Genomic DNA, 24,485 nt, shown 5'->3' on the forward strand with positions numbered 1-24,485 from the left:
TATTAAATAACTCTCTACTAACTACAAACAGATAAACTACATGATAACTATATGTGTGTTATTATTGTAAATAGTTAATTACGGCATTGTTACGTTCTGTTACATGTGCTTTTAGTTCGTCTACCGCAGCATCGAAATTTGAATCAGAGCCAATATATGTATAGCCAGAGCGTTCGTTATAAGCGAATTCTTTCAGTAAGTTGTAATAACTATCGTAAATGCTACTTAGCTCTGAAGGAATAAATACGGTATTTATAAACTCGTTTAAATAATTTTCATAAATAGTATTGTATTCAGGTATTGCAATTAGGTACGATATTAAGGGCCAAGAACTACCAACTTCGCTCATAGAAAAACTTAGTGCACCACCATTTTTACCATATTGTAAGGCTTCATTATTGTCCCAAGGTATCCAATTTAATAGGTTTGTGTTGTGATTATTGTATAAATAAAAGTTATGAGTCATTCTGCCATAAGTATCCCAGTTTTGTATTACAGTGTTGGCAGCAAGCCACTTTAAGAAAACATCAACGTCTAATACATTCTCGAGGTTTGTTTTCCAAGTTTCTGTATTTGAAGTTCTATCGCTGCTATTTATTACATCATATAAAGCTTTTACATCTGAATAATCGTTAAGGTCTTCATTGTTCTTTTTAACCATTTCATCATCATTGTATGTGCCATTTGCAAAGCTGGCAGCAGTGCCATCGGGCTTATATAAATTGCCACTATCATCACCCGTTTGTGTGGCGATTACTGTGTTGCTAACTTCTTCAATAATGGTATATAATCCGTAATATTCAGGACCCGAGCCATTATCAACATACAGTTCGCAAAAGCTTGTTTGTGCAGCTATTAATCCGAACTTACGAAATAAATCAGCAGCAACTTTATCGCGCATCAGCGAAGCATCATTATAATTGTTATTTATGTGGAGTTTTTTAAAGCCATAAAAACGTTGATTCTTTATGGTTGGATAATCATCTTCAAATTCATCAAAATCAAGTTTAAACGATAATTTTCCATTGCCCGATTGGTAAGCTGATTGTAAGCTAGAGTTTCCTTTAAAACGAACCCCTACATGGTACCATTCAGTATTGTTATATTTAAAAGAACAAGGTACCCAAACCGGATCATAATCAGATGTTGCCAAGTTGTTGCCTCCGCCACCAGGACCGCCACCACCAGGACCACTTGTGCTACCAAGGTTAGCAGCTAAGTCGCTTTGCATAGTAGACCAATTACTGCTACTAATGATTATATCAAAACGTTTTACGGTATCTTGAGCAAAAACAACATCATAGTTTAATGCAGCACTATTGCTATGTGTTTCTACTGTCCAATCGCTGTAATCAGGATTATCAGCAGGATTAGTAACAGATTCTTCAGTGTCATCATCATTATTTTCATTCAGCGCATCTTCGTCTCTACATCCCATCAGAATTACTCCGATTATTAGTAGAATAAAAAACTTGTATTTAATCATATCGTTATTTTTTAGATTTTAGAATTTTAGCTTATATCCAACATACATAATATGTTTGTTCTCTAATTTCTGTTGGTAGTAATCTAGTTTATAAGCGAGGCTAATGGCATTTTTTTTATTTATTTTATATTCCGATCCTAAAGAATATCTTACCTTATAAAGATGGTTTTCACTTATTTCATGAAATATTTCAGCTCCTGCAAAAGGGGTGAATTTTGATTTTTTGATATTGTAATCTATACTAGCCTTATATCGTATAAACTCGCCTTGTGCATTATCTTCAGAATAGTTGGTATAACGTAACCTCACCTTAGGAGTCCAGCGGTTAATTTTATATTTGTATGAGGCATCAAACGCATAGCGTTGTAAATATTCGGTGTCTTTTGTAGTGCGCTGGTTAGCTATAAAGCGATAACTTGCACCAAGCGATAATCTTTTAATAGGAGTATAAACTGTTTTAAGTTCAAGTATGTACTTGTCAATGGAATACGAATCGTCGAATCTTAATTCTGGAATGGCCAGTAATTTCCATTTATCAGTTAGTTTATAACTCATTTTAAATTCAGTACGGGTTTGAAAAGTATTTTCTACCTCTTGTGCATTTGCCTGTGATAGCCCCGTAGTAATAAGGATAAAAAGCAAATAAACACGAATGATGTTTTTGTATAGATTATTGTTTTTGTGCATGTTTAAATAGATTTACTAGGTGTATTAACATTATAGTAAAGGGTTATATCAGCCACATCTCTGAGGAAATCAATTTTATTAATCTCGAAACGGGTTATTTCAATACCAGTTCTGGCTTTCATATCCTCAACTAGCTCATCGTGCTTTAAGCGATGTATCTTATCAATGTGTTCATAGATGAGTTGTACAGATGCTTCTTGTTTTATAGCCAATCTTTTTTCGAGGAACCATAAGCCATAAACAATGGCCAAGTTGGTTAATACAAGCTCAGAATAACTTACTTTTTTATTAGATAGTGCATTAATAACCGATACACCAATTACGATAAACAGATAAGTCATTTCCTTTATGGGGATGGCGTCTGTTCTGTATCGCAGTATCCCAAAAATTGCGAATAAACCTAAGGCGAAACCAAGCTCTAACTTTACACTACTAAGTAAAAAACAGAGCAGAAATACAATTACACCTATTACAATAAAACTGAAGTAAAAATCTTTTCTTCGGCTGTTTTTGGCGTACATAAAATGTACAATAATAAAGAGTAGTGCGGTATTGATAATTAATCTGAGTAATAGCTCGGTAAAATCGCTAACATTAATAAGTTTTATACCTAATAAGCGGATGCTATCTTCCCATTCAGGTGCAGAAACCCCTGCTAATAATTGTTGTATCATGTATTTAATAAATTAGTGTGTTGTTATTGTTTAGGCTTAACTAGGCTGGTGTACACAATGTTTTGTTAACCTTTCTAATGGTGTGTTTAAACGAATTGTTTTTAATATTAGAACTACTCATTGCTCTGCCAATGCAATATTTACTAAAACCCGATTTTTTAATACCCATTTTTAGCAAATACTCTCTAAGAGGCGAAGAACTTGGTAAGCCATCTGTTTTTATTTCAATAATGGCGAGCTTATCAAGTTCTAATACTTGTTTGTCGGTATAAAAATGCAAATCCATATCTATGGTACATCTTTCATCTAGGTTTTTACTTACCAAAGTGATGCGGCTGAATCTGTTTTGGATACTTGGGCTCAATTCATCGCTTGTAAATGGGCAATTTTCATCTAAAAATAGGGCCTCTTCATTTGTGAAGTTTTCAACATCTGCAGAAGACGGAATGCGACTTTTTACCGTACGTCCTTTGTTACTTTTTTTCTTAATTTCAAGAAAAGAAATGCCACTCTCCAAGTAAGTTCGGTGTCTTATTTTAAATCGATTCAACTTACCATTATGGTGCGCTATATACATGCTGTTTAAAGCAGTATCGTAATAAGTGGTAGAGTAGGAGAGCACCTTCTTCTCGTTGATTTCGAGTACATAATAGAATTCACGTGCCCAATCCAGAATTTTAGGTAAAGCATTGGTATGAAACCAATACTTTGTATCTACTCTATTCATGAGCTTTACCTTATCAATATCTTTTAGATATATGGTGTCAATTAAATCTAGATTCATAGCTTAGGATTTAATGTTTTTATCTACGTGCTCTTTTTTTACCTTGTCTTTGTTCCTTTTGTTTTTTTAGGTAAGCGGTATATTCTTCTTTTTGAGTTTCAGTTAATAAAGCTTTTACGTCAGTTTCAAGTGAGTTTTTAAGCGCTTCCATTTCACTTCTGTCAGGTCTTCCAGCTTCCTGTTTTTCAGCCACAAGCTTGAAATGTTCATTGTAAATTTGATTAATAGCTTCATTTTGTTCTTCGTTTAAAGAAAGCTCTTTTGACATTTCATCAACCATCTTATTTACTTGTTCCTCTGTAGGAATTGGTGGTGGACCTTGTTGTTCGCGACCCTGTGGTTGTGCTGTTACTACATTCCCTATTAATAATGCAACTAATGCAATTAATATTCTCGCTTTTACATTTACCTTTTTCATACTCTTTGTTTTTTAATGTTGTTAAGAATAGCCTACAGCTCAATTGTTATTTATGAGCTGTAGGACTATTCAACCATCCTAACCCTAACTATCGTTGTTTAAGGTAAATGTATTAGAAGCGCCTGTGATTGTGAAATGTAATCTATCAACGAGCTGATTTTATCTACAAAGTATTATTATTACTCTACTATTTTTTTTGTTGGTCAGAGTGTTTTTAGAAGATTTACTACGAATTGTGTAATTCACCCCCTTCTTAATCATATTTATTTGCGCCACATCTTCAGTAAATTGAGCTATTATTGTTGTACTAACATGAGTTCGATTTAAATAAGAAGCCTAGCTAATTAAAATATAATTCAATGAAGAAAATTCTTATCTCAGCATGCTGCTTATTTGCACTAATATTAAGTGTAAATGCAAAACTTAAGGTATTGATAATTGATGGACAAAATAATCATGCTGTTTGGCCAAAATCAACTATCATGATGAAACAATATCTTGAGGAATCAGGATTATTTAAAGTTGATGTGTATCGTAGTAAATATACTTGGAAAGGCGATAGAGAAAAACAATATTTAGCTTTGGCTAAAGCCGGAGCAACAGAAAATCTGAAAGATCCTAAATCAGACCCTAATTTTATACCCAACTTTAAGAAATACGATGTAGTGGTATCTAACTTTGGTTGGAAGGCAGCTCCGTGGCCCGAAGCTACACAAAAAGCCTTGGAGGATTACTTGAGCAATGGAGGAGGATTTGTTTCGGTGCATGCTGCTGATAATAGTTTTCCTGAGTGGAAAGAATACAACCAAATGATTGGTTTAGGAGGATGGGGTGGTCGCAACGAAAAGGATGGACCTTATGTGTATTATAATAATGAGGGTGAGTTGATTAGAGACACATCGCCAGGAGGTTGTGGAGCACACGGACCACAAGGTCATTTCCCGATAACTGTTCGGAATTCAAATCATCCTATTACCAAAGGAATGCCAACGGTTTGGCTCACTGCAAAAGACGAGTGCTATGCTAAGTTAAGAGGGCCTGCTGAAAATATGACAATATTGGCTACAGGAAAAGATCAAAATCCGAACCCACCAACAAATAGGCACGAACCAATATTAATGGTTTTAGATTATGGAGAAGGTCGTGTATTTCATACTACGTTGGGGCACGATGATTATTCATTTGAGGGTGTTGGTTTTATTGTATCTTTTTTACGAGGTACTGAATGGGCGGCTAGCGGTAAAGTAACTCAAGGCTTACCTAATGATTTTCCAACAGCAGAGGAGTCTTCTTCCAGAAAATTTATCTTAAAGAAGTAATCCTATTATATTGATGTATTAAAAACCTTAATAAATAAAAATCTATGAAACAAAGGTCAAGTATTGTCTTTCTTGTGGCATGTGTATTGTTGGCTACAAGTGCGTTTGCTCAAAAGCAAACACCAAAGAAATATCCATCTAAAAAAGTAAAATCAAAAGATTGGGAACAATTGTTAGATGAAGATTTAACTAAATGGGAAGTATGGACTGGTGTTCCAGATAATTCAGTTACTAATTTACCCGCGAGCTATAAAAAAGATGCGAATGGAGATAACAAAGCACCAATTGGTTTGGGTGATCCATTGGATATTTACACCCTAACAAAGGATGCAGACGGAGAGTATGTGTTAAATATCTCAGGATTGGTATATGCTGGCTTAACTAGTAAAAAATCGTACTCAAACTATCACTTAACTCTGTTATTTAAATGGGGCGAAAAGAAGTATGCACCACGTTTAGATAAATTACGCGATAATGGTTTGTTATACCATTGTTATGGTGATCATGGTGCCTTTTGGGATGTATGGAAATCGTGTTTAGAGTCTCAGATTCAAGAAGGTGATTTTGGCGATTTATTTACTTTGGCTGGCACTAAAGCAAAGGTGAAAATAAATAGTAATAAACGATGGGATCCTGTTAATGGTGAGGTAAGTACCGGAGGTAAAAGATCAATTGATACAGAAAGCCCCCATGGAGAATGGACTAGAGTAGATTTATATGTTTTTGGCGATAAAGCCATACATGTAACCAACGGAAAAGTTGTTCTTGCTCTATGGGATGCCAAAGATCATAAAGGAAATAAACTTGATGCCGGACAAATACAAATCCAATCAGAAGGAGCAGAAGCTTACGTCAAGGATATTTGCATTAGACCAATCAGTAAGTTTCCAAAAAAGTTACTAAAGGCATCAGGATTGTAATCTGTATGTATATATAGATAGAATGTAGCCCGTATTTATTCTTTGTGATAGTACGGGCTTTTTACTACTTAAAGCTCACTTCATAATATTTAACAAGCATTTCATCAAGCTCTTCGACTTCGGCAAGTAATTTCTCCTGACTGAGAGATAAAGCAATGTTAGATTTATTTTTACGAAATAGCTTCTTTAACTCAAACATCTGAAAGTAAAAAGATTTGGAATGGAGCTTAATATCTAAGGAAGCAATATGTTCTGTTATAAGTGCCGTTTTTTGCTTCACGGCAGCAACTACATCTACGGCTTCTTCAAAAGTCAATTCCTTTTTAGCAGCAGATTTTAAAAGACCGCACTCATACTTGCCACACTCTATAGGACGTTCTGCGTATACTTTGCATCCATTACAGCCAAATTGTTTACAAGGTTGAAGAAATATGCCCTGCTGACCTTCTTCTTCCACTTCAATTATCTTTCTAACTGCAGGTATTTCTTCTGTATGAAGTTGTACAAAACCGATTAAAGTCCCATCGCAACAGATTCCACAAGACAAACATATACGCATTGATTCACTCATGATATCTGATTTTTCAAGTATAGTAATTAGCACTCTTGCTAATTATTTTGCGAAAGTAGCAAAAAGGAGGTCATTTCTACCTTAAAGAGAAACTAATATCAATAATTATCTATGTGGCGAGTGGTATGCGCTGCTTATAAAAGCAATAGAGCCATTTCGTAAATATATTTGAAACAGCTCTATTTATCATTTTACTATTTTCTAATTAGTGTTTTTGTTTCGACTGAATTTTCTGTTTGAATTTTCATTAAGAAAATAGAACCATATTCGTTTAAATGTATACTATTTTGTTTTGAGAGGTCTTGTCCCTCGATTGATTGTATTAAAGAGCCACGAACATCAAATATCTGTACTTTCAGAATTTGTTTCGGATTTGATAGTTCAAGAGTAAAGTTTTCATCAAATGGCATTGGGTAAACACTAACGTTTATTTTCTCCTCAATAGATTTCCCTTGTGCACTTTTCAACGATTGAGCTTCAAAATGACCCCAGTCAACGTTGCTTTTGTAATGAATAAGCCATTTGCCCTCTTTAGGAGTAGGGAAGCTATTACTCCAATTATTAGTATAATCTTGGCCGTTTATAGATAAACCTTCAAGGTTCCAGCTATTAATAAACGAAGGGAGTTCTGATATTTCCCAACAGAATTCACCTTTTCCGTTTTGCGTAAAAGGTACTGTTTTAACTTCAGGATTAGTACAGTCGGCAGTATTTTCTTCTTTTACAGTAACTGTACATTCTGCCGTGTAAGCCCCATCTATAGTTTTTACCATAATTGTTGTTGTACCAACGCCTATTGCGCTAACAGTTCCATTGTTTATTGTTGCTATTGCAGAGTCATTGCTAGTCCAACTAACAGACTTATTACTGGCATTAGAAGGAGAGGTGGTTTCAATGAGTGTTGCATTTTCACCGACATTAAGATTTAGTAAATTTAAATTGAGACTTATTCCTGTTACAGGAACATTAACCTGCGGTATCTCAACCGTTATTACACTAGTTGCTGAAAAATTTCCATCTGCAGTTGTGGCTGTTACTATAGCTGAACCATTTGATATGGCGGTAACAACACCAGTTGAGTTAACTGTGGCAACCGAATTATTACTAGATACCCAATTTATATTTTTATTGCTTGCATTATCAGGAGCAATTGTTGCCGATAAAGTCTGTGTAGCTCCTGCAGAATCAAGGGTAAGAGAATCAGGCATTAGCTTAATCCCAGAAACAGGAATGTTTGTATTTCCTGATGATACAAATTCGAACCAATTGATATTAAATAAGCCTACTTCTATATCGAACCTTAAAAGTTGTGGTCCAGCTTCTAATAAAAATTCTTGAGTTGTAATAGTTGTAAATATATCCCAGTCTTCAGTATTAGGAATATTTTCTGAAGTAATCGTTTCTCCATTGATGAGGACATTTAGTTTTCCTGTATTGTTAGTAGATGCAACTCTTAAATCTAAGGTATAATAACCTGCAATAGGTGGATTTATACAATATTCCATCCAATCACCAGGATCTATCCAACCTACGGTCAATCCACCTTCAGAAGTTGGACCTGTTTGAATACCAAACATTGCTATATAATCTTCAGCTTCTACTTTCCCAAATATATTACAGCTTAACTGCTCATAGTTTGCTGTAACTTCCACATCTTGGTTAGGCATGAGTATGCTTGTATTTCGTGCATATTTATCTGTAATAAATGCAGTATCACCTGTCCAAGAGTTAAAAATATATCCATCGTCAGGAGAGGAAGCATTTATTCCAATAAGTCTACCTTCTTGATAAGTACCACTGGGAGTACCTCCATTTACTGTAAGTTTATAACTCTCCCCATTCAGATTGTCTGCAGCAACAATATTGCTTACAATATTTGGGTAATCCCAAGTTAAAGCCTGTCGGTTAAGTTGTTTGAAATTTCCACCATCATCCCATACTATTGGCATTATTCCTCTAGCGAGAGCGGCCTTTGCATAATAATCTGCATGAACCTCACGATCAGCGGTATTATTTTTATTAATAGATCCCCACTCACCCATAATTACAGCGTGACCATTAGCTATAAATTTGTCATAGATCTTTTGTAATTCATCATCTAGCTCTGATTTCTCTGATGAGCTACCCCATGTTGTTACTGATCCAGCTTCTTTGTTAAGGGCAAAGTTGTATGGGAAATAACTATGTAATGATACGATAACCCGATCATCATTATTAGGTATTACAAAGCTGTTAATAGCATTGTAAGAGGTGCTTGCGCCAACAGTAGTACACATAATAAAACGAGAAGCATTATTCCCTCCTGAAGCGCGAATGATGTCAACAGCAGATTTATTAAGTGCGTTTACAACTTCTCGTACTTCTTCGGTACCACCATTCCATTCATCTTGTCCACCATGAACACGAGGTTCATTTAAGGTTTCAAAAATTAAATAGTCACCATAGTCTTTAAATCGTTCAGAAACTTGAGTCCAAATAGCTTCTAACTGTGCAGTAACAGCAGCTTGGTTAGCATAGGTGGGAACTAACCAATCACCTTCCTCATGATGAGTGTTTATTATCACATACATATCGTTAGCAAAACAATAATTGGCAATTTCTTCAACTCGGTCCATCCATTCAGTATCTATGGTGTAATCTGGTGCAGAACCCTGATGTTGAAACCATGTAATTGGTATTCGAATTGTTTTAAAGCCCAAACGACTAACCTCGTCTATCATAGCTTTAGTTGTGTATGGGTTCCCCCAAGCAGTTTCAGTGGCTAGTCCTGAGTTTCCCAAGGCATCCAGTGTATTACCTAAGTTCCATCCAACTCCCATATCATCAGTTAGCTCCATAGAAGTTATATTCCGCATCCCTGTTTTAGCTGTATTGGCCCTCAGTGTGGTAAAGAACATGAAAATTAGTAAGGTAAAGAGTGCGGTTTTAAGAACGGCCTTCTTTTTTAAAAAATGTGAATTTGTGGGTTTAAATTCTTGATTGTTTTTGTTCATAATTTTTCTGATTTAAGCCTTGTCGTATATAACAAAAGCGATGTGTGTATTAATTGATAGTAAAATGATTTTTTGGTTGAAGGTTAGGATAAGAAGATATTTTGGTTAATAAAAAGATTGTATATGCTTGATTTATTATTAAATATATAAAATATAACGTTAATAACAGATGGGTAGTGGAGATAATATTGTTACGGAGGAGTTTAAAATATATGCTTGTATGGTTATATGTGAAGCCTCAAAAAATCATTGTACTGTAATGTGGTTTTGAGCACTCACACATATGCAAAACTACACTCAACCTTTCGTAATTTGTGGTTTGAAAACTATTATGAAATACTTTTGTGTAAGCTACGCAAGGGGATGAACATGTCCATACCTATATACTTGGGGTTTATGTAGAAAAAATAATTACCTATTATTTTTAGAAAGAACTATGAACTACCAAGTTAATGGTATGCTAGTTTTAATATAACAGATGAGAATATTGTTTAATAAAGAGTTTATTCTGTAATAGTTGAGTTTTCAAGTATTAAGTTTTCAATATACCTAAGTATTGTGGCAATCAGGTTACTTCTATTTCTGGCTTTCTTTTCAAAATAATTCAGAGTATCTCTCTCTAGTTTTTGCCCATTAATAAAAACAATTTGTGGTTGCTTTAAAGCCGATAAGTCAGTTAAGGGGTTATCTTCTAATAGAAGCAAGTTAGCCACCTTACCAATTTCTATACTTCCCATGTTATTCATCATCTTATGAACCTTTGAAGCATTAAGAGTAGCTGTTTTCAGCACTTCATAATTTGTTAGTCCAGCCTCTTTGTAAAAGGCTAACTCTTGATGAATGGAGGCACCAGGTATAGTTACACCAATACCTGCATCAGTACCACAAATAATATTGACACCTGCAGCGTTAAGTTTTTGAATTATTAATAGATGAAAATCATGTTGGTTTTTAATTCGATCAACAGTTGTTGCATCTTCTTGTTTAGATGTTTGCCAACGTTCAAATTGAGACTTGCTATCCATTAACTGAATGGAAGGGTTCATTAATTCAACATCCTCAGATGATAATATATCCTCATCAATCAGCATATTATATATATTATAAAATGCCATAAGTGTAGGACAGAATGAAGTATGTGGTGAGTTCCGAAAATCAGTCACAATCTGATTTAAGCTTAAAGTATCTAATTGATAGTTTAATGCTCTCTGAACAATATCTTCGGCATGCTCAATGGATAAAATCTGTGGATTAAAATGGTAGGAGTAGGGTACTTTTTGCGAGACATGCGCTATAATATCCATATTAGAGATACTAGCTTGTTTAATTATTGCAGCAAAAATATCCTCAGGTAAGCCATAATAGGTTTTTATAAAATCATACCCGCGTTCTTTATAGGAAATTACTTTTTGCATGCCCTCCTTTGGGTTTGATAGGTTTAAGTTATCATCGCCAATAAACTCAGGTCCAGTAAGCTTTGGCCCTGAAGTGTAAAACGATGGTGCTAATATTTCGTTATTATTAATAGCACTCTTTATTCTTAAGTGCATTGGCATTCCCCATACATTTCTGATGGCTGTAACCCCGTTTGATAGATATAAGCCAAGTTCGTATCTATCCCAAAGGTGCACATGCATATCAATTAGTCCAGGCATTAAGTATGCGCCTTTAGCATTCACAACTTCAATATCAGAAACGGTTATGATATCGTCAATAGCTGTAATTATCCCATCCTTTATATATACCATTTTATTATTTAAGGTGGTATCCTCAGACATGGGGATGATATTTGCATTGACGATTAGAAATGACTTGTTATCGGCAATTTCAGACTTCTCTGTTTCAAGGTATTTTGTTCCCAAAGTATCAGTGAATAGTATTACCACAACAGCAATAAATAGTATTCCCATGAATATGAGAACAATAGATAGCAATCGTTTTAGTATTTTCATTTCTTGCGATTAAAGTGGAAAGTGAGACTTAGTATGTTCAACATCTTGATTAGACCATGGTTCACGATTTAAATAAGCAGTGATAATGCTTGCATTCTGGTAAATTATATGGCTTTTTGTTCTGATGGTTTAGTAATTAAAGCTTCTCATTAAAGAAGATATCTATAGAGTTTGCCCAGTAGTTTAACTGGGCATTTTATTAATTCACATGCTAAAATTTACCTGTATTCACCCATTCTTCACGTGGTGATATTTCCTCTATATTATCCCAGTGTTCTACAATTTTACTGTTTTCAATTCTATAAATATCAAAAACACAATGCTCTTTTCTGTCAATTGTTACTTTTGATAAAGAAACTACATGGTCGCCTTGTCCTATTACATTGAAAACAAAATTATAGTATACCTCATGCTCAGTAATATATTCAGAAAAAGCATCAACGCCATTATCAATAAAAGGATTGTGTTGAATAAGGCCTTCTGTTGAGATATACTTATTGAGGGAATTAAGATTTCCATTCTGAAACACATCCACAATGTAATTACGAATTAAAGCTTTGTTTTCTTCAGTTTTATCTAAGTCCTTTAACTCAAAATTACCTAATACCATGTCGTTTCCCGAGGCGGTTTCAGATGGTGCTTTGTATGCAGCTATAGAATCCCAATGTTCAATAGTTTTGTCTTCAGAATCCATGTCAAATAAATCAGTGGTAATCCATTTGGCAACTCCATTATCAATATCCTGATAAGCATGAACGAACACATAATTGCCATCTTCAATACCTCTTATTATTTGGATATCACGAATCTTTGTCCGTTTCAAAAAGCCCATAAAAAACTCCTTAAAACCATCAGCTCCATCTCGTACACCTGTACTATGTTGTGTGTATCTATCTCCGGTGTACATGTCAACGGCTTCCAATTGCCCTTTTCTTATTCCTTCGAGGTAGAGTTTCTTTACATTCTCTAATTTTTTTCCCATTCTATTAAATATTTATAATTAGTACCGGGGTAAGAATAATAAGCCAGGCAATTAATACCGAACTCTTATATAACCTTAATCATAATTTACAAAATTTTATTATATGGTTAAAGTGGATTTACCTTATTAAAATCAATTCTTTTGTAATATCTTTTTTAGCAGAATTCTTCTTTTTGAATGTACTGGGAAAAGTATTTGATTAATGGGCATTCTCATTTTTCTTTTGAGTTGTTTTATTGTATTTGCATCCAGACTGTTATTCAATTCAGCATGTTCAATAATATATCGCCATGGGCTAGCTTTTCCTCTGTTCTTAATTTTTAGTATTCGTAAATCCTCTGCTAATTTTAAATCAGTATACAGATCTGGTTTTGTTTTATGCAGCAGCATATGAAAAATTACCTTTGTTCGTATGCATTTTTCACAAATGCCGCAATTAGCTCCCTTATGATCACCTTCCCAACAAACCCTTAAATTTTTAATCCCATTGTCCCAATCTTTAATATATTCAGATTTCTCAACTCTGTCGTAAGCTGCACCGTCATGAACAATTGTAAAGTCTCCTGAACTTAATAGGTGATCAGTTATTGGATTTGATCCCCAAGGAATAGTTAAGTTTTTATAAGGTCCAGAGCTTCCCACAATACAAATGCCAAAACATTTTTTAAGTACCGATAAGGCTGAAACTAATCCACAGGCATGTGTATGTTCCCAATTGTATTTGGTTACCTCTCTGAAATTTGTTTTAATGGGTATTACATTTAACTTAAGCTCTGACAGTGTGTTCTCAGCTGAATGTAATGCTTTATTGAAAGAATCTTGATCATGAATAGGGATGTCAAATCCATGAATAAATGCGCATGATGTGATTACATGTGAGTCATCTCTACCTTTATTTTTATGACTTTTCCATACAGAAAAAGTAGCATCTACACCTCCAGAATAGGCGCTTATACAATTAGAATTTATTAAATTATCGTCTCGAATTTCGTCAGCGCTAATACTAATATTACTAAGTAAATCTGGTTGCCACCTTACCCAGCATTCAATATATTCCTTAAGATTGATAAGTAATTGTTTTGATATTGACCCTTCAATAATTATATCTCTTTTTTCAGCCATTGCATCAAATATAAGGGCTACTAGATAATTATCGCAATCATTGTATTTAGCCAACTCTATTCCTTGTGGTACCTCATAGAATAATTCTTTAGCATTTTCCAGGCGACCAGAATTGTATCGTTCAAAAATGCAATATCTTTTTTGTGCATTATCTATATCAATAATAGGTTGAGGTTTAATAACTAAGTTAAGTTTATCAATCATAATTTGAATATGTTTTACTTGAATTTTTATAATGCATCATTATCTAAATTTCTAATCAAGCTTCAATTTAGGTTGTCCATAATTATGATGTGTGTTCTTTTTATAGAATATAACTTATTATTGATGAATGTTTAATTCTCAACAGATTAATTGTTGAATTAATATTGAAATTATGCCTTAAAAGAGAAGGTTTAGTTAATTTGAGTTTTCTTTTGTTGAGAAAATAAGGAGTATTTATTTCCATTTATTATTCCTTTTAGCAAAATTCTTCTTTTTGAATGTATTGGGAAAAGAATTTGATTAATAGGCTTTCTTAATTTACGTTTAATTTGATTGATGATTTTACTATCCAGGGAATTATTTAATTTGGCATAATTTATAATTTGTCTCCATTCACTTTTTAATACTGTACTTCTAAAATTCAAGGTCTTTATATTTTCTAATAATCTTAAATTAGAAAAGTTATCAGGTTTAGAATCTTTATTTAGCATTTGAAAAATCACATTTGTTCGTAAACACTTTTCGCAAATACCGCAGTTGGTGCCCTTATGATCTCCTTCCCAACAAACTCTGAGATTTTTAACGCCATTTTTCCAATCTAATATATAGCTGGATTTTTCAATTCGGTTATGGCTTGCTCCGTCATGGATGATTTTAAAATCGTAAGAACTTAATAAGTGATCAGTTATTGGATTTGATCCCCATGGTAAGATTAACGCATCATAAGGGTCTGAACTTCCTATAATACATTTGCCAAAATTTTTCTTAAGAACAGATAAGCTCGATATTATTCCACACGCATGTGTATATTCCCAATTAAATTTATTGATCAGTCTGAAATTAGTTTTAATAGGAATTAAGCTAACACTAAGTTCTGATAGTGTATTCTTAGCAGATTTAAAAGCTTGATTAAACGAATAATCATCCTCTAAAGGAATATCAACACCATGTATGAAAGCGCATGTTGTGATATTATAAGAGTCTTTGCGATTCTTATTTTTATAACTTTTCCATATTGAAAAAGTTGCGTCTACTCCACCTGAATAGGCACTTAAGCAATTCGAGTTCTTTGGGCCTTTAAATCTAACTTCCTGAGCTTTAATATCAACAATGTTAAGCGCATTAGGTAACCATTTTACCCAACATTCAATATATTCTTTAGCATTTATAAGTAACTGTTTTGATACGGAACCTTCAATAATAATATCCCTTTTTTCAGACATCGCCTCAAAAAGGATAGCTATTAGGTAGTTGTCACAATCATCATAATCAGCTAGTTCTATTCCAATTGGCACCTCGTAGAATAGTTCTTTTGAACTTTCTAAATAGTCTGAATTATATCGTTCTAGAATACAATATCTTTTTTGGAGATTATTGTGTTTAACAATTGGCTTTGGTTTAATAATTAATACTAGCTTATTAATCATAAATCGGAGCTTAAATTTTAAGTAATGAAGTGATACTTGCCATAATCACATTTAATTTACAATGGATTATTGTAAAAGTCCATTTACATATCAAATTTAAATTTTCACGTTCTATGTTCGAAGTATAATAAGGATAGTAGTTTAGCTAATGTAGCTTTATCGCTTAAAGATATAACTATAAACGGGATATGTATTTTAAGGAATAGAATGAAACACTTGATTATAATGTGATAAATCAACTATTTCCCGTGTATGTGTAAAGAAAAGCAGAACATCGCTGATGATTTGATAAGGAGCTATGAAATTATTTGTCCAACAATCTTAAAATTCTCGATAAACTGGTATAACCTCAAGTCCTTTTGCACTGAGCTTTTTCTTTACTTTGGAGTAATTTCGGGTAAAGCCTAGTAGGTAGCCACCTCCACCTGATCCGCATAGTTTTAAAAGGTAATCATCTTGCTTCAAGCCTTTTTCCCATATTTGGATAAATTCCGAAGGAATCATTTCCTTTAGATAGTTGAGTTGAAATTTAGATAGTTGTTTTACATTTTTGAAGAAGTGGTTTAAGTCACCACTTAATAGTGATTGTATACATTTGTTTGTAGTGGGAATTAACTCTTCTTTTAGCAGTTTAGAGAACGAAGGGTTTAGGCACTTTTGCATAAATAAATCGACTAATGGAGCTGTTTTTCCAACCTGATTGGTGTTTACAATAAAAACAGCATCATCAGATTCAATGTTTTTACGAGATATCCCGATGCTTTGTATGTTTTGTTGATCCTCAATAAATAAAGGGTGATTTAAATAGCAAATTAGGGGATCAATACCCGAACTTTTACCATGAAAGAAGGACTCTAGTTTTGAGAAATGTTTTTTAAGTTCTTGGGTTTCCTCATTTGTTAAGCCCGCTTTTGATTTAATCGGATTTATTCCATACTCTTTGTATATGGCAGCCACTAATGCACCACTACTGCCCAATCCGTATCCTTCAGGAATTGAAGATTCAAAATATAAACCGTTCTCCACATCCTTTATAAAAGTTCTTGTGTTGATAATATCAGTAGCATTTTCATCTAAATATTTAGCATACAATTTAAGATGCTCGTTTGAATTATGAGCAAAGTTTAAATCGGTATAACTATCCTTTTTTATAAAACTCAAGGAGCCATTAAAATGACTATAAGGGATGGTTAATCCGTTTGAATTTAATAGAATTGAATACTCTCCAAAAAGGAGCACTTTAGCATGAAATATATTGTTACTAATAGACATATATTATTTTCGTTTGTAATCTTCTTTCTAAAAAGATTCCGTCTTAGTTTCTCAAGTTAATGTTGAGGCGCTTTGTTTACTAATTTATCTTTGGTCCCAAGCCAATGTAATCGTGAATTACAGTATTATCGCTACAAAACTTTCGTAAGTCACCATCGATAAACTCCTGTACTTGCTTTTTGTTCGATTCAGGATACAAAACATGAATATTAGGACCCGCATCAATGGTGAAACAGAGGTCTATATTTGTTTCAAGCCTGAAATCTCTAATCTTATTAATAATAGCTAAGGAATTTGGTTCCAGTAAGCAATAGGATGGGGTAGAGCTCATCATTAAGCCATGCAAGCTGAGTGCTTCAAGTTCTGTAATTTCTGTAAAACTTGTCCAATTGCCCTGCTCAATTGCTTCTGTAATTAATTTCATGTTAGCATGCGCTTGCCTGATGCGTCCTTCCTTGTATGGATGATTCTCCATCAATTGATGACCAACAGTACTACTCACACTTTTTTCCTTTTTACTGACTAATAGAATCGAATCATGAATGTTTTGAAAATTTGGATGTGTTTTTGTTTTCAAAGGCTGTGCATACTTATTGCTACTACCATTAATGATGGGAGTTTCGCCCCAAGTATTCCATGCTCCATAAACAGATCGACACGCACTACCAGAACCCAAACGAGCCATCTCAGAAATAATAGGCATACTAAGTTTTTCTCCAGTAATTTGAGTGTGAATTTCGGCTAATGCTATTGCTAAAGCTGCATAACTACTTGCTGATGATGCGATGCCACTTGAATGCGGGAATGTATTAGAGCTTTGTATGTTTAAATAGAAACTCTTTAGCCAAGGCAATTTGTTTTCTATTCTATTAAAAAAGGTAACAAGCTTTTTCTCAAATGCTTTATTGGTTTTGTTTTCGAAAGCAAAATCGTACGAGAAAATATCCTGTAAAGGAATACGCTTGTATTGAATTGATGTTTGGGTAATGGCGTTATTTAGCGAAAAACTAATGGAAGGATTTTCCGGTATTTGAATATCCTTTTTTCCCCAATATTTTACAATGGCAATATTTGATGGAGCAGATACACTAACTCTTCCTTCTATTTTTATATAATTAGTTTTAGTCATTCTGTAATATGATTTGGTCGTAATTGAATATAATTTCAAAGCCTTTATCGGTAAAATAATTTCTTACATATGCTTCATTTTCGTAGGTGGCTGCCAAAAAGAAATCTCCTCCCCAGGCACCTAAGGATTTTGTTGTCCCTCTGAAATCAGAGAAAAACTGTTTTCCCAAGGGCTTTTGATCAATTAATTCGCCAATGGTATCTTCATGCAACTTAATCAGCTTAATAAAATCATCAATATTATTAGTAACTGAGATAAGGTCGCTTAATTGGCTTACCGATGTAATTGTTCTATTTTGAATGGGCTTATCAATAAATTTTGAAATAGCTTTTTGCGAACTTACTTTTTTGCCCGAATAGATAAAAAAGAGTTGGTTTTTAAAGCTTGGCGAAAATTGAACTGCTTTAAAAAACGGCTTTTTATTATTTAATTCGTAAAATATAGGACTATCTATTCCTGCATTTGCTACATCATATCCTGATCCATTGAAGGTCTTCAATTGCAATTCATAAGCATCTATATTAAAATATTGCGATAAGTTATAAATGAGGGTAGAGCTGCTTCCTAGTCCCCATGCCGTATCAAAATCTATAGTTGTAATGAATTTTTTTCCTCCAAGGCCAGAAGCGTTAATTGTACTTTGAATTAAGCACTGCTTTAAAATGGCTTGTAAACGTTCTGCAAATTGATTGTCTGTAGTTTCAATTATTTTTAACGATTTATCTAGCTCTACTTTGTGCCATAAACCATCTAAATTATAACTCTCCCATAAAATGGTTTCACCGTTATGTGTATATACCTCCAAATCTTGTCCGTATTTGGTGGGAAGAGATAATCCTTTAGCTCCTTTTAGTATCAGATATTCGCCTGATAGCAATAGTTTGCCGTTTCCCCTAGATTTAAAAATTGCCTCTTGTTTTTCCATCTTAGGAACGAATTTTAGCTATAAATGATTTTACAGCCGAGTGGCTGATCGTATTTGAATTAAAATGATTCTCGGCTTCTTCTTTTTCTTGTGCGTTGCAAGCAAATTCTTCAAGTATATTAGATAGGTGCATTTTCATATGTCCTTTTTGAATACCACTGGTAACCAAGGCTGCAATTGCAGAAAAATTATTGGCCATACCAGCAGCAGCCATTATTTGCATTAGCTCATGAGCATTTGGCGACTGAAGTAATTCTAATGCATTTTTTGCCATTGGATGCAGTTTAGTTAATCCTCCAACAGTTCCAACAGCCAAAGGAACTCGTAATGTATATTTAAAGTTGTTTTTATCCAGCGTAATTTCAGTTAAGCCCAAATATTTTCCATTTTGCGCAGCATAGGCATGAACACCAGCTTCAATAGCACGAAAATCATTACCTGTAGCCAATACTACAGCATCAATTCCATTCATAATACCCTTATTATGCGTTACTGCACGGTGCGTATTGGTATTGGCAATATCTACTGCATTTTTAAAGCGTAAGGCAAAATCTGCAGCAGAATAGCTTCCTGCATAGGGTGCTAATTCATCAATACTGCATTCAACTGTGCATTCGACTAGGCACTCGGGCGTATAGTTTGATAAGATGGCCATGATTATTTGAGTAGATGTATCATCGCCAGAATTGAAATGCGTGGATACAAATTCTTTCAGAGCTTCACCCATTGCCTCAAGGCAGGAGTTAATAAAATTGGCGCCCATTGAATCTTTGGTCTCAAAATCTACCAAAAGACAAAACAGATTATTATCATCCGTATTTTCTTTAAGTAAATTCATACCTAATATACCACCACCGCGTTTTTCCATGCTGGCAGTAATGTCCTTAACTGAATTGATTAAGAAATCCTCGATTTCAGATTTATGAAGAATGAGTTCTTCATAAGCAATGTCTGTTTTGAAGAAGAGTTGACCTGCTTTTTTAGAAGATATTACTTTGGTTCGAAAGCCACCCCTTGAACTCCAAAATTTGGCAGCCTTAGATGCTGCAGCAACAACAGAACTTTCTTCAATAACCATTGGTATTGCATACTCTTTGTTATTGATTACAAAGCTCGGAGCAACACCAAAAGGCATGTAAAAGTTGCTGATTGTATTCTCAGAAAATTGATTGTATTTTTCCTGTAAATCAGGATGAATATGCTGCGTTATAGTTTTATTAAAGTCGGAAGATAAACCATAAGCTGCGGTAAGCTCCTGTACTTTTTGTTTAGCTGATAGTTTTGAGAATCCTTTTATCATTATTCTAGTAATTAGCTAGTTGTTGATAGTTATTTCTTCTTGTAAGTATTATTGTCTGACTCTTAAAAAATGACTTGCCAATTTATAGCCTTCTACCAATTCACTCACAAATTCATCAAGATCATCGAAATCAATGATGGCATGTTTTAAGAACTCAGAACCCATTCCAATTACTGCAGGAAGCTTACTTATTTGCGTTAGATAATATCCATCCAATACATTGTTAATGCCGCCTGAAATAATAAGTTGTTTGCATTTAGGTTCTATTTCTTCCAGTATATGATTTACCATTAAGGTCATTTCTTCAGCAGTATGGCCCACATACGAAAAGCTATCTGATTGTTCGTAAATATTTGTATTGCGAAGCTGCTCAAGTTTGGTAAAATTAGTTCCTCCAAAGGCACCAAATTCAATAGCTTCAATATCTAACTGTAGTAAAGCTTTCAGACTTTCGTATCCCATTCCTTGACCAACTTCTTTTACAATAATAGGAATATTGAGCTTGCTGATTAGCTTTTTTATAGTTTCAATGGGCGCATATTTAAAGCGGTCGCCTTCTGGCTGAAAGGCTTCTTGCAATGGGTTGATATGAATAATTAATCCATCGGCTTTAAGTGTATCATTTAGATGGAGTATTTTATCTGTTTCATCATTATCAATCAGCTGTTCTAATTGTGCAATTCCTAGGTTGGTATAAAAGGGCTGCTCATCACCAATTAGCGAACGTACATTGAAATCCGATAGGTTTCTATCAGAATCGAGTAAAGATCGGCACGAGCCTAAGCCCATTCCTAAACCATACTTTTGAGCTACTTTAGCTAAATTTCTATTGATTTCATTGGCATGTTTAGTGCCTCCCGTCATTGAGGAAATCCAAAACGGGTGTTGCATTGTTTTGCCTAAAAATTTAATGGGCGATGTTTCTCCGTTTGGATGCGCCGCCAATAAAGGTTCGTAACTAAAACGCTGATCGTTTTCAGAGTTACTTAAGTTTGCTTTAAAAGCTAATGCTATATGGTCTTTCTTTCTATCTTCCATGGTTAATTATAGTATCTAGACATTAGATTAAGGTTGTATCCTTACAAGGAAATGTATAGAATTTATTATGTTGCAAAATAATAAAATTAATATCAGCTAATGTCTAGATCAAAAATGAATCTTAAACACCAAGGTGCCTTGAAATAACTAATTTCAATATTTCACTTGTTCCTTCCCCAATTCTTAATATACGATGATCGCGATAAAAACGCTCAATATCTGCACCTTGGAATAAGCCTGCTCCTGCAAATATCTGTACTCCTTCGTCGGATACATTTTTAGCCACTTCGGAACAATATAATTTGGCCATAGCAGCTTCTTTGCCGAAAGGCTGTCCGTTATCCTTCAACCAACAAGCTTTGTATAATAAATTACGAGCCAATTCTATTTGTAAATCCATATCGGCAAGTTTAAACTGCACTGCTTGAAAGTTGTGAATAGCCTTTCCGAATTGCTGTCTCTCTTTTGAATAGGCAAGCGCTAATTCAAACGCACCCTGAGCCAAACCTAATCCCATGGCAGCTATGGATAAGCGTCCTGAATCTAAAGTTTTTAGCATTTGAGATAAGCCTTTGTCTTGTTCGCCTAATAAATCATTATCGCTAACGAGACATTTATCGATTTTAATTTCCGCTGTATCAGAAGCGCGCCACATCATTTTGCCTAGAGTTCTTTTGGTAGAGAACCCACTAGTATTTCTATCTAAAATAAAGGTAGAGTAGGAGGCTTTTCCATTTTTTTCGCCAGTTTGCGCTAAAACTGTGATGCCAGCCATCATTTCGCTACTACCATTTGTAATGTAGCGTTTGGTGCCATTAAGCTCCCAACCTTCAGCGGTTTTAGTGGCGCTGGTTTCAACACCTCTAGCATCAGAACCTGCATTTTCTTCGGTTAATCCAAAAGCCCACAACTTGTCACCATTTAATAGCGATGGCAATAGTTTTTGCTTTTGTTCTTCGGTTCCATAATTATAAATGGGCGATACACCCAAAGAGTTATGTGCAGCCATAGTTGCAGCCTGAGAGCCATCAACTCTAGCTATTTCTTCAACAGCAATTATATAAGATTGTGTATCTAATCCTTGTCCACCATATTTTTTATCAAGGTCAATGCCATATAAGCCTGCTTGACCCATTTTTTGCGACAGTTCAGTTGAGAATATTTCATTGGTATCGAGTTCTGCAGCAAGAGGTTTTATTTCTTGTTCGGCAAAAGATCTTACTTTTTGTCTGAATGCTTCTTTTTCTTCTGAGTAATATGGATTCATTAATTTGTGCTTTTTAATATCGTTAGTGTGATTATATATGTCTGAATTTCTATTCGGTTTCTACTAATATTTGATCCAATTGAACCTGATCATTTACAGTAATATTGATGTTTGTAATTGTGGTATCTTTCCATGCAAGAAGATTATTTTCGGTTTTCATAGCTTCTAAAATCATTAGTGTATCACCTTTTTTTATCTGATCACCTTCGTTAACCAATATCTCAATTATTTTTCCTGGTATAGGCGCTTTCAACGATTTTATAGTATTAGTACCATTGGCACTAATTCGTTTTATCCGTTCAGGCTTGTCGATAATCAGATGTTTTTCTCCTTTATATTGCAAGTAAAATGCCCCTTCTTCGCTAATAAAATAATTCAACTTAGCGAATACATCATCTATAATAAAACTTAGCTCATTTTGTTCAATTTGAATATTAGTAACCGAAAGCGGATTGCTATCTTCAAATTTAAAGCTTAAACCAGTTTTGTGGTGATCAAGCAAAGTGGAAGGTACTTGTGCACTATCCATATTCAATACTGCTTTAGCATATTGTCTCCAATAACCAAGAGAATGCCATGTTGAGGAAGGTGTGCTGCTTGGTCTGTTTTTTAATGCCCAATATGCTGCGGTTAATACGGTTTTTGTATCAGTTGACAGTTTTTTATTGTTTGATAAAAGTGCTGTTTTTAGTTTGCAGAATGCCGTTGAGATATTAGCATTTATATAATCTTCATCATTAATTATATTGATTAAGTACTCTCTATTTGTGGTAACTCCAAACAGGGCGTATTCGTTTAAAAACTTTTGCAATATTGCAATGCTTTCCAATCTGGTATTGCCTTTAGCAATTACCTTTTTAAGGAGCGGATCAAAATTAGGATTAAGGTTTTCTGTTGCTTGTGCACCACCATCGATTCTGATATTATTATGATGCGGAATATGTGTAGTTAGTATTCTACCGAAAGAAGGTTTAAAATTATCTTCGGGGTTTTCGGCATAAATACGTGCTTCTATGGCATGTCCGCAAACGGCAAGTTGATTTTGGTTGAATGGCAGCGCTTTGCCTTCGGCAATTCTAATTTGTTGCTCAACAATATCAATACCTGTGATAACCTCAGTAACTGGATGTTCTACCTGAATTCTTGTGTTCATTTCAAGAAAGTAGTGCTCCCTATTATTGGCTAATAAAAATTCGATGGTACCTGCATTTTTGTATGAGATGCTTTTAGCGAGCTTAATGGCATCGGCATAAAGCTTGGATTTTAGTTCCTCGCTTAAGTTTGGAGCTGGGGCTTCTTCAATTATTTTTTGATGGCGCCTTTGTATCGAACATTCGCGCTCATATAGGTGCAAGGTATTACCGTGTTCATCAGCCAATATTTGCACTTCGATATGACGTGGATTTTCAATGTATTGTTCGATATATACTTCATTGCTTCCAAAGTATCGTAACGATTCTTCTCCTGCACGCTTTATCTCAGAAGGGAGATCATCTAAATTGCGAACAATTCTCATTCCTTTTCCGCCACCACCCATGGCAGCTTTGATTACAAGCGGTAATTTTAATTCACCGGCCTGTGATATCATTTCATCAATAGTACCACTTATCTTTTTAAGTAGTGGCACTTTGTTTTGTGCAGCTATTGTATTGGCTCTGTTTTTATTACCCATTAACTGAATGGCTTCAGGAGAAGGGCCTATAAAAATGATATTATTATCGATACAGTGTTGGGCAAAAGTTGAGTTTTCAGATAAGAAGCCATATCCAGGATGAATGGCATCTGCGTCATATTGTTTTGCAATAGCTACAATTTGTTCTATATCGAGGTAACTCGATTGCAAATCATTGCCACGCAGTAAGGCCTTAAAGTTGGCTTTCTGTATGTGCAAGGCATGGTCTTCTTGCTGCGTATATATAGCAACAGTTTCAATGCCTAATTTATGCGCTGTTTTAATAATGCGAACAGCAATCTCTCCTCTGTTCGCAATCAGTATTCGTTTTATCATAATGATA

The 24,485-nt window shown here is 34.4% G+C and carries 20 protein-coding genes; 2 read left to right on the forward strand and 18 right to left on the reverse strand.

Translation table 11 applies throughout. The features are described from left to right. Positions 1-61 precede the first annotated feature (61 nt). From A8B35_RS19785 to A8B35_RS19805, 5 genes are read right to left on the reverse strand one after another with little or no spacing between them, the layout of a single operon-like run. Complete coding sequence (locus A8B35_RS19785; protein ID WP_068475326.1) at positions 62-1,486, reverse strand: CotH kinase family protein; 1,425 nt, start codon at positions 1,484-1,486, stop codon at positions 62-64. 18 nt (positions 1,487-1,504) lie between these two features. Continuing rightward, entirely contained in the window at positions 1,505-2,173 is a 669-nt protein-coding gene (locus A8B35_RS19790) for a DUF2490 domain-containing protein (RefSeq protein ID WP_068475328.1), read from the reverse strand. A 2-nt stretch (positions 2,174-2,175) separates the two neighbouring features. Then, positions 2,176-2,847, reverse strand: coding sequence for a DUF4956 domain-containing protein (locus A8B35_RS19795; RefSeq protein ID WP_068475330.1), 672 nt, complete (start codon positions 2,845-2,847; stop codon positions 2,176-2,178). Positions 2,848-2,887: 40 nt separating this feature from the next. Next, positions 2,888-3,631 (reverse strand): polyphosphate polymerase domain-containing protein, encoded by a 744-nt coding sequence (locus A8B35_RS19800; RefSeq protein WP_068475331.1) that lies wholly within the window; start codon positions 3,629-3,631, stop codon positions 2,888-2,890. 19 nt (positions 3,632-3,650) lie between these two features. Further along, entirely contained in the window at positions 3,651-4,049 is a 399-nt protein-coding gene (locus tag A8B35_RS19805; RefSeq protein WP_068475333.1) for a hypothetical protein, read from the reverse strand. 359 nt (positions 4,050-4,408) lie between these two features. Here A8B35_RS19805 and A8B35_RS19810 point away from each other — a divergent pair, with 359 nt between their 5' ends. Together A8B35_RS19810 and A8B35_RS19815 are read left to right on the forward strand one after the other, a co-directional pair. Beyond that, the gene (locus A8B35_RS19810; RefSeq protein WP_068475335.1) at positions 4,409-5,368 is read left to right on the forward strand and encodes a ThuA domain-containing protein; all 960 of its coding nucleotides are present in this window, start codon (positions 4,409-4,411) and stop codon (positions 5,366-5,368) included. Positions 5,369-5,412: 44 nt separating this feature from the next. Further along, on the forward strand, positions 5,413-6,288 hold the full coding sequence (locus A8B35_RS19815; protein WP_083634565.1) for a 3-keto-disaccharide hydrolase: 876 nt from the start codon (positions 5,413-5,415) through the stop codon (positions 6,286-6,288). Between the two features lie 64 nt (positions 6,289-6,352). Here the strand turns inward: A8B35_RS19815 and A8B35_RS19820 are convergent, their stop codons facing one another. From A8B35_RS19820 to A8B35_RS19880, 13 genes are all read right to left on the reverse strand, one after another. Further along, positions 6,353-6,859 (reverse strand): YkgJ family cysteine cluster protein, encoded by a 507-nt coding sequence (locus tag A8B35_RS19820; RefSeq protein ID WP_075603795.1) that lies wholly within the window; start codon positions 6,857-6,859, stop codon positions 6,353-6,355. Between the two features lie 194 nt (positions 6,860-7,053). Beyond that, entirely contained in the window at positions 7,054-9,852 is a 2,799-nt protein-coding gene (locus A8B35_RS19825) for a cellulase family glycosylhydrolase (protein ID WP_068475339.1), read from the reverse strand. A gap of 503 nt (positions 9,853-10,355) precedes the next feature. Then, positions 10,356-11,804 (reverse strand): amidohydrolase family protein, encoded by a 1,449-nt coding sequence (locus tag A8B35_RS19830; protein WP_068475341.1) that lies wholly within the window; start codon positions 11,802-11,804, stop codon positions 10,356-10,358. A gap of 211 nt (positions 11,805-12,015) precedes the next feature. Continuing rightward, positions 12,016-12,786, reverse strand: coding sequence for a nuclear transport factor 2 family protein (locus A8B35_RS19835; protein WP_068475343.1), 771 nt, complete (start codon positions 12,784-12,786; stop codon positions 12,016-12,018). Between the two features lie 132 nt (positions 12,787-12,918). Continuing rightward, the gene (locus A8B35_RS19840; RefSeq protein WP_083634567.1) at positions 12,919-14,112 is read right to left on the reverse strand and encodes a hypothetical protein; all 1,194 of its coding nucleotides are present in this window, start codon (positions 14,110-14,112) and stop codon (positions 12,919-12,921) included. 191 nt (positions 14,113-14,303) lie between these two features. Beyond that, the gene (locus tag A8B35_RS19845; RefSeq protein WP_068475345.1) at positions 14,304-15,539 is read right to left on the reverse strand and encodes a hypothetical protein; all 1,236 of its coding nucleotides are present in this window, start codon (positions 15,537-15,539) and stop codon (positions 14,304-14,306) included. A gap of 321 nt (positions 15,540-15,860) precedes the next feature. Further along, positions 15,861-16,811 (reverse strand): mevalonate kinase family protein, encoded by a 951-nt coding sequence (locus A8B35_RS19850; protein WP_068475346.1) that lies wholly within the window; start codon positions 16,809-16,811, stop codon positions 15,861-15,863. 79 nt (positions 16,812-16,890) lie between these two features. After that, complete coding sequence (gene mvaD, locus A8B35_RS19855) at positions 16,891-17,940, reverse strand: diphosphomevalonate decarboxylase (RefSeq protein ID WP_068475348.1); 1,050 nt, start codon at positions 17,938-17,940, stop codon at positions 16,891-16,893. After that, the gene (locus A8B35_RS19860) at positions 17,933-18,865 is read right to left on the reverse strand and encodes a GYDIA family GHMP kinase (protein ID WP_068475350.1); all 933 of its coding nucleotides are present in this window, start codon (positions 18,863-18,865) and stop codon (positions 17,933-17,935) included. Before A8B35_RS19860 ends, mvaD begins: the two co-directional genes overlap by 8 nt. A gap of 1 nt (position 18,866) precedes the next feature. After that, the gene (locus A8B35_RS19865) at positions 18,867-20,165 is read right to left on the reverse strand and encodes a hydroxymethylglutaryl-CoA reductase (RefSeq protein ID WP_068475352.1); all 1,299 of its coding nucleotides are present in this window, start codon (positions 20,163-20,165) and stop codon (positions 18,867-18,869) included. 48 nt (positions 20,166-20,213) lie between these two features. Continuing rightward, positions 20,214-21,203, reverse strand: a complete 990-nt coding sequence (locus A8B35_RS19870) for a beta/alpha barrel domain-containing protein (RefSeq protein ID WP_068475354.1) — start codon at positions 21,201-21,203, stop codon at positions 20,214-20,216. A gap of 121 nt (positions 21,204-21,324) precedes the next feature. Continuing rightward, entirely contained in the window at positions 21,325-22,470 is a 1,146-nt protein-coding gene (locus A8B35_RS19875; RefSeq protein ID WP_068475356.1) for an acyl-CoA dehydrogenase family protein, read from the reverse strand. A gap of 49 nt (positions 22,471-22,519) precedes the next feature. Then, positions 22,520-24,478, reverse strand: coding sequence for an acetyl/propionyl/methylcrotonyl-CoA carboxylase subunit alpha (locus A8B35_RS19880; RefSeq protein ID WP_068475358.1), 1,959 nt, complete (start codon positions 24,476-24,478; stop codon positions 22,520-22,522). Positions 24,479-24,485: the final 7 nt, after the last annotated feature.

Source organism: Saccharicrinis aurantiacus (assembly GCF_001660705.2).
GTDB classification, from domain to species: Bacteria; Bacteroidota; Bacteroidia; order Bacteroidales; family Marinilabiliaceae; genus Saccharicrinis; species Saccharicrinis aurantiacus.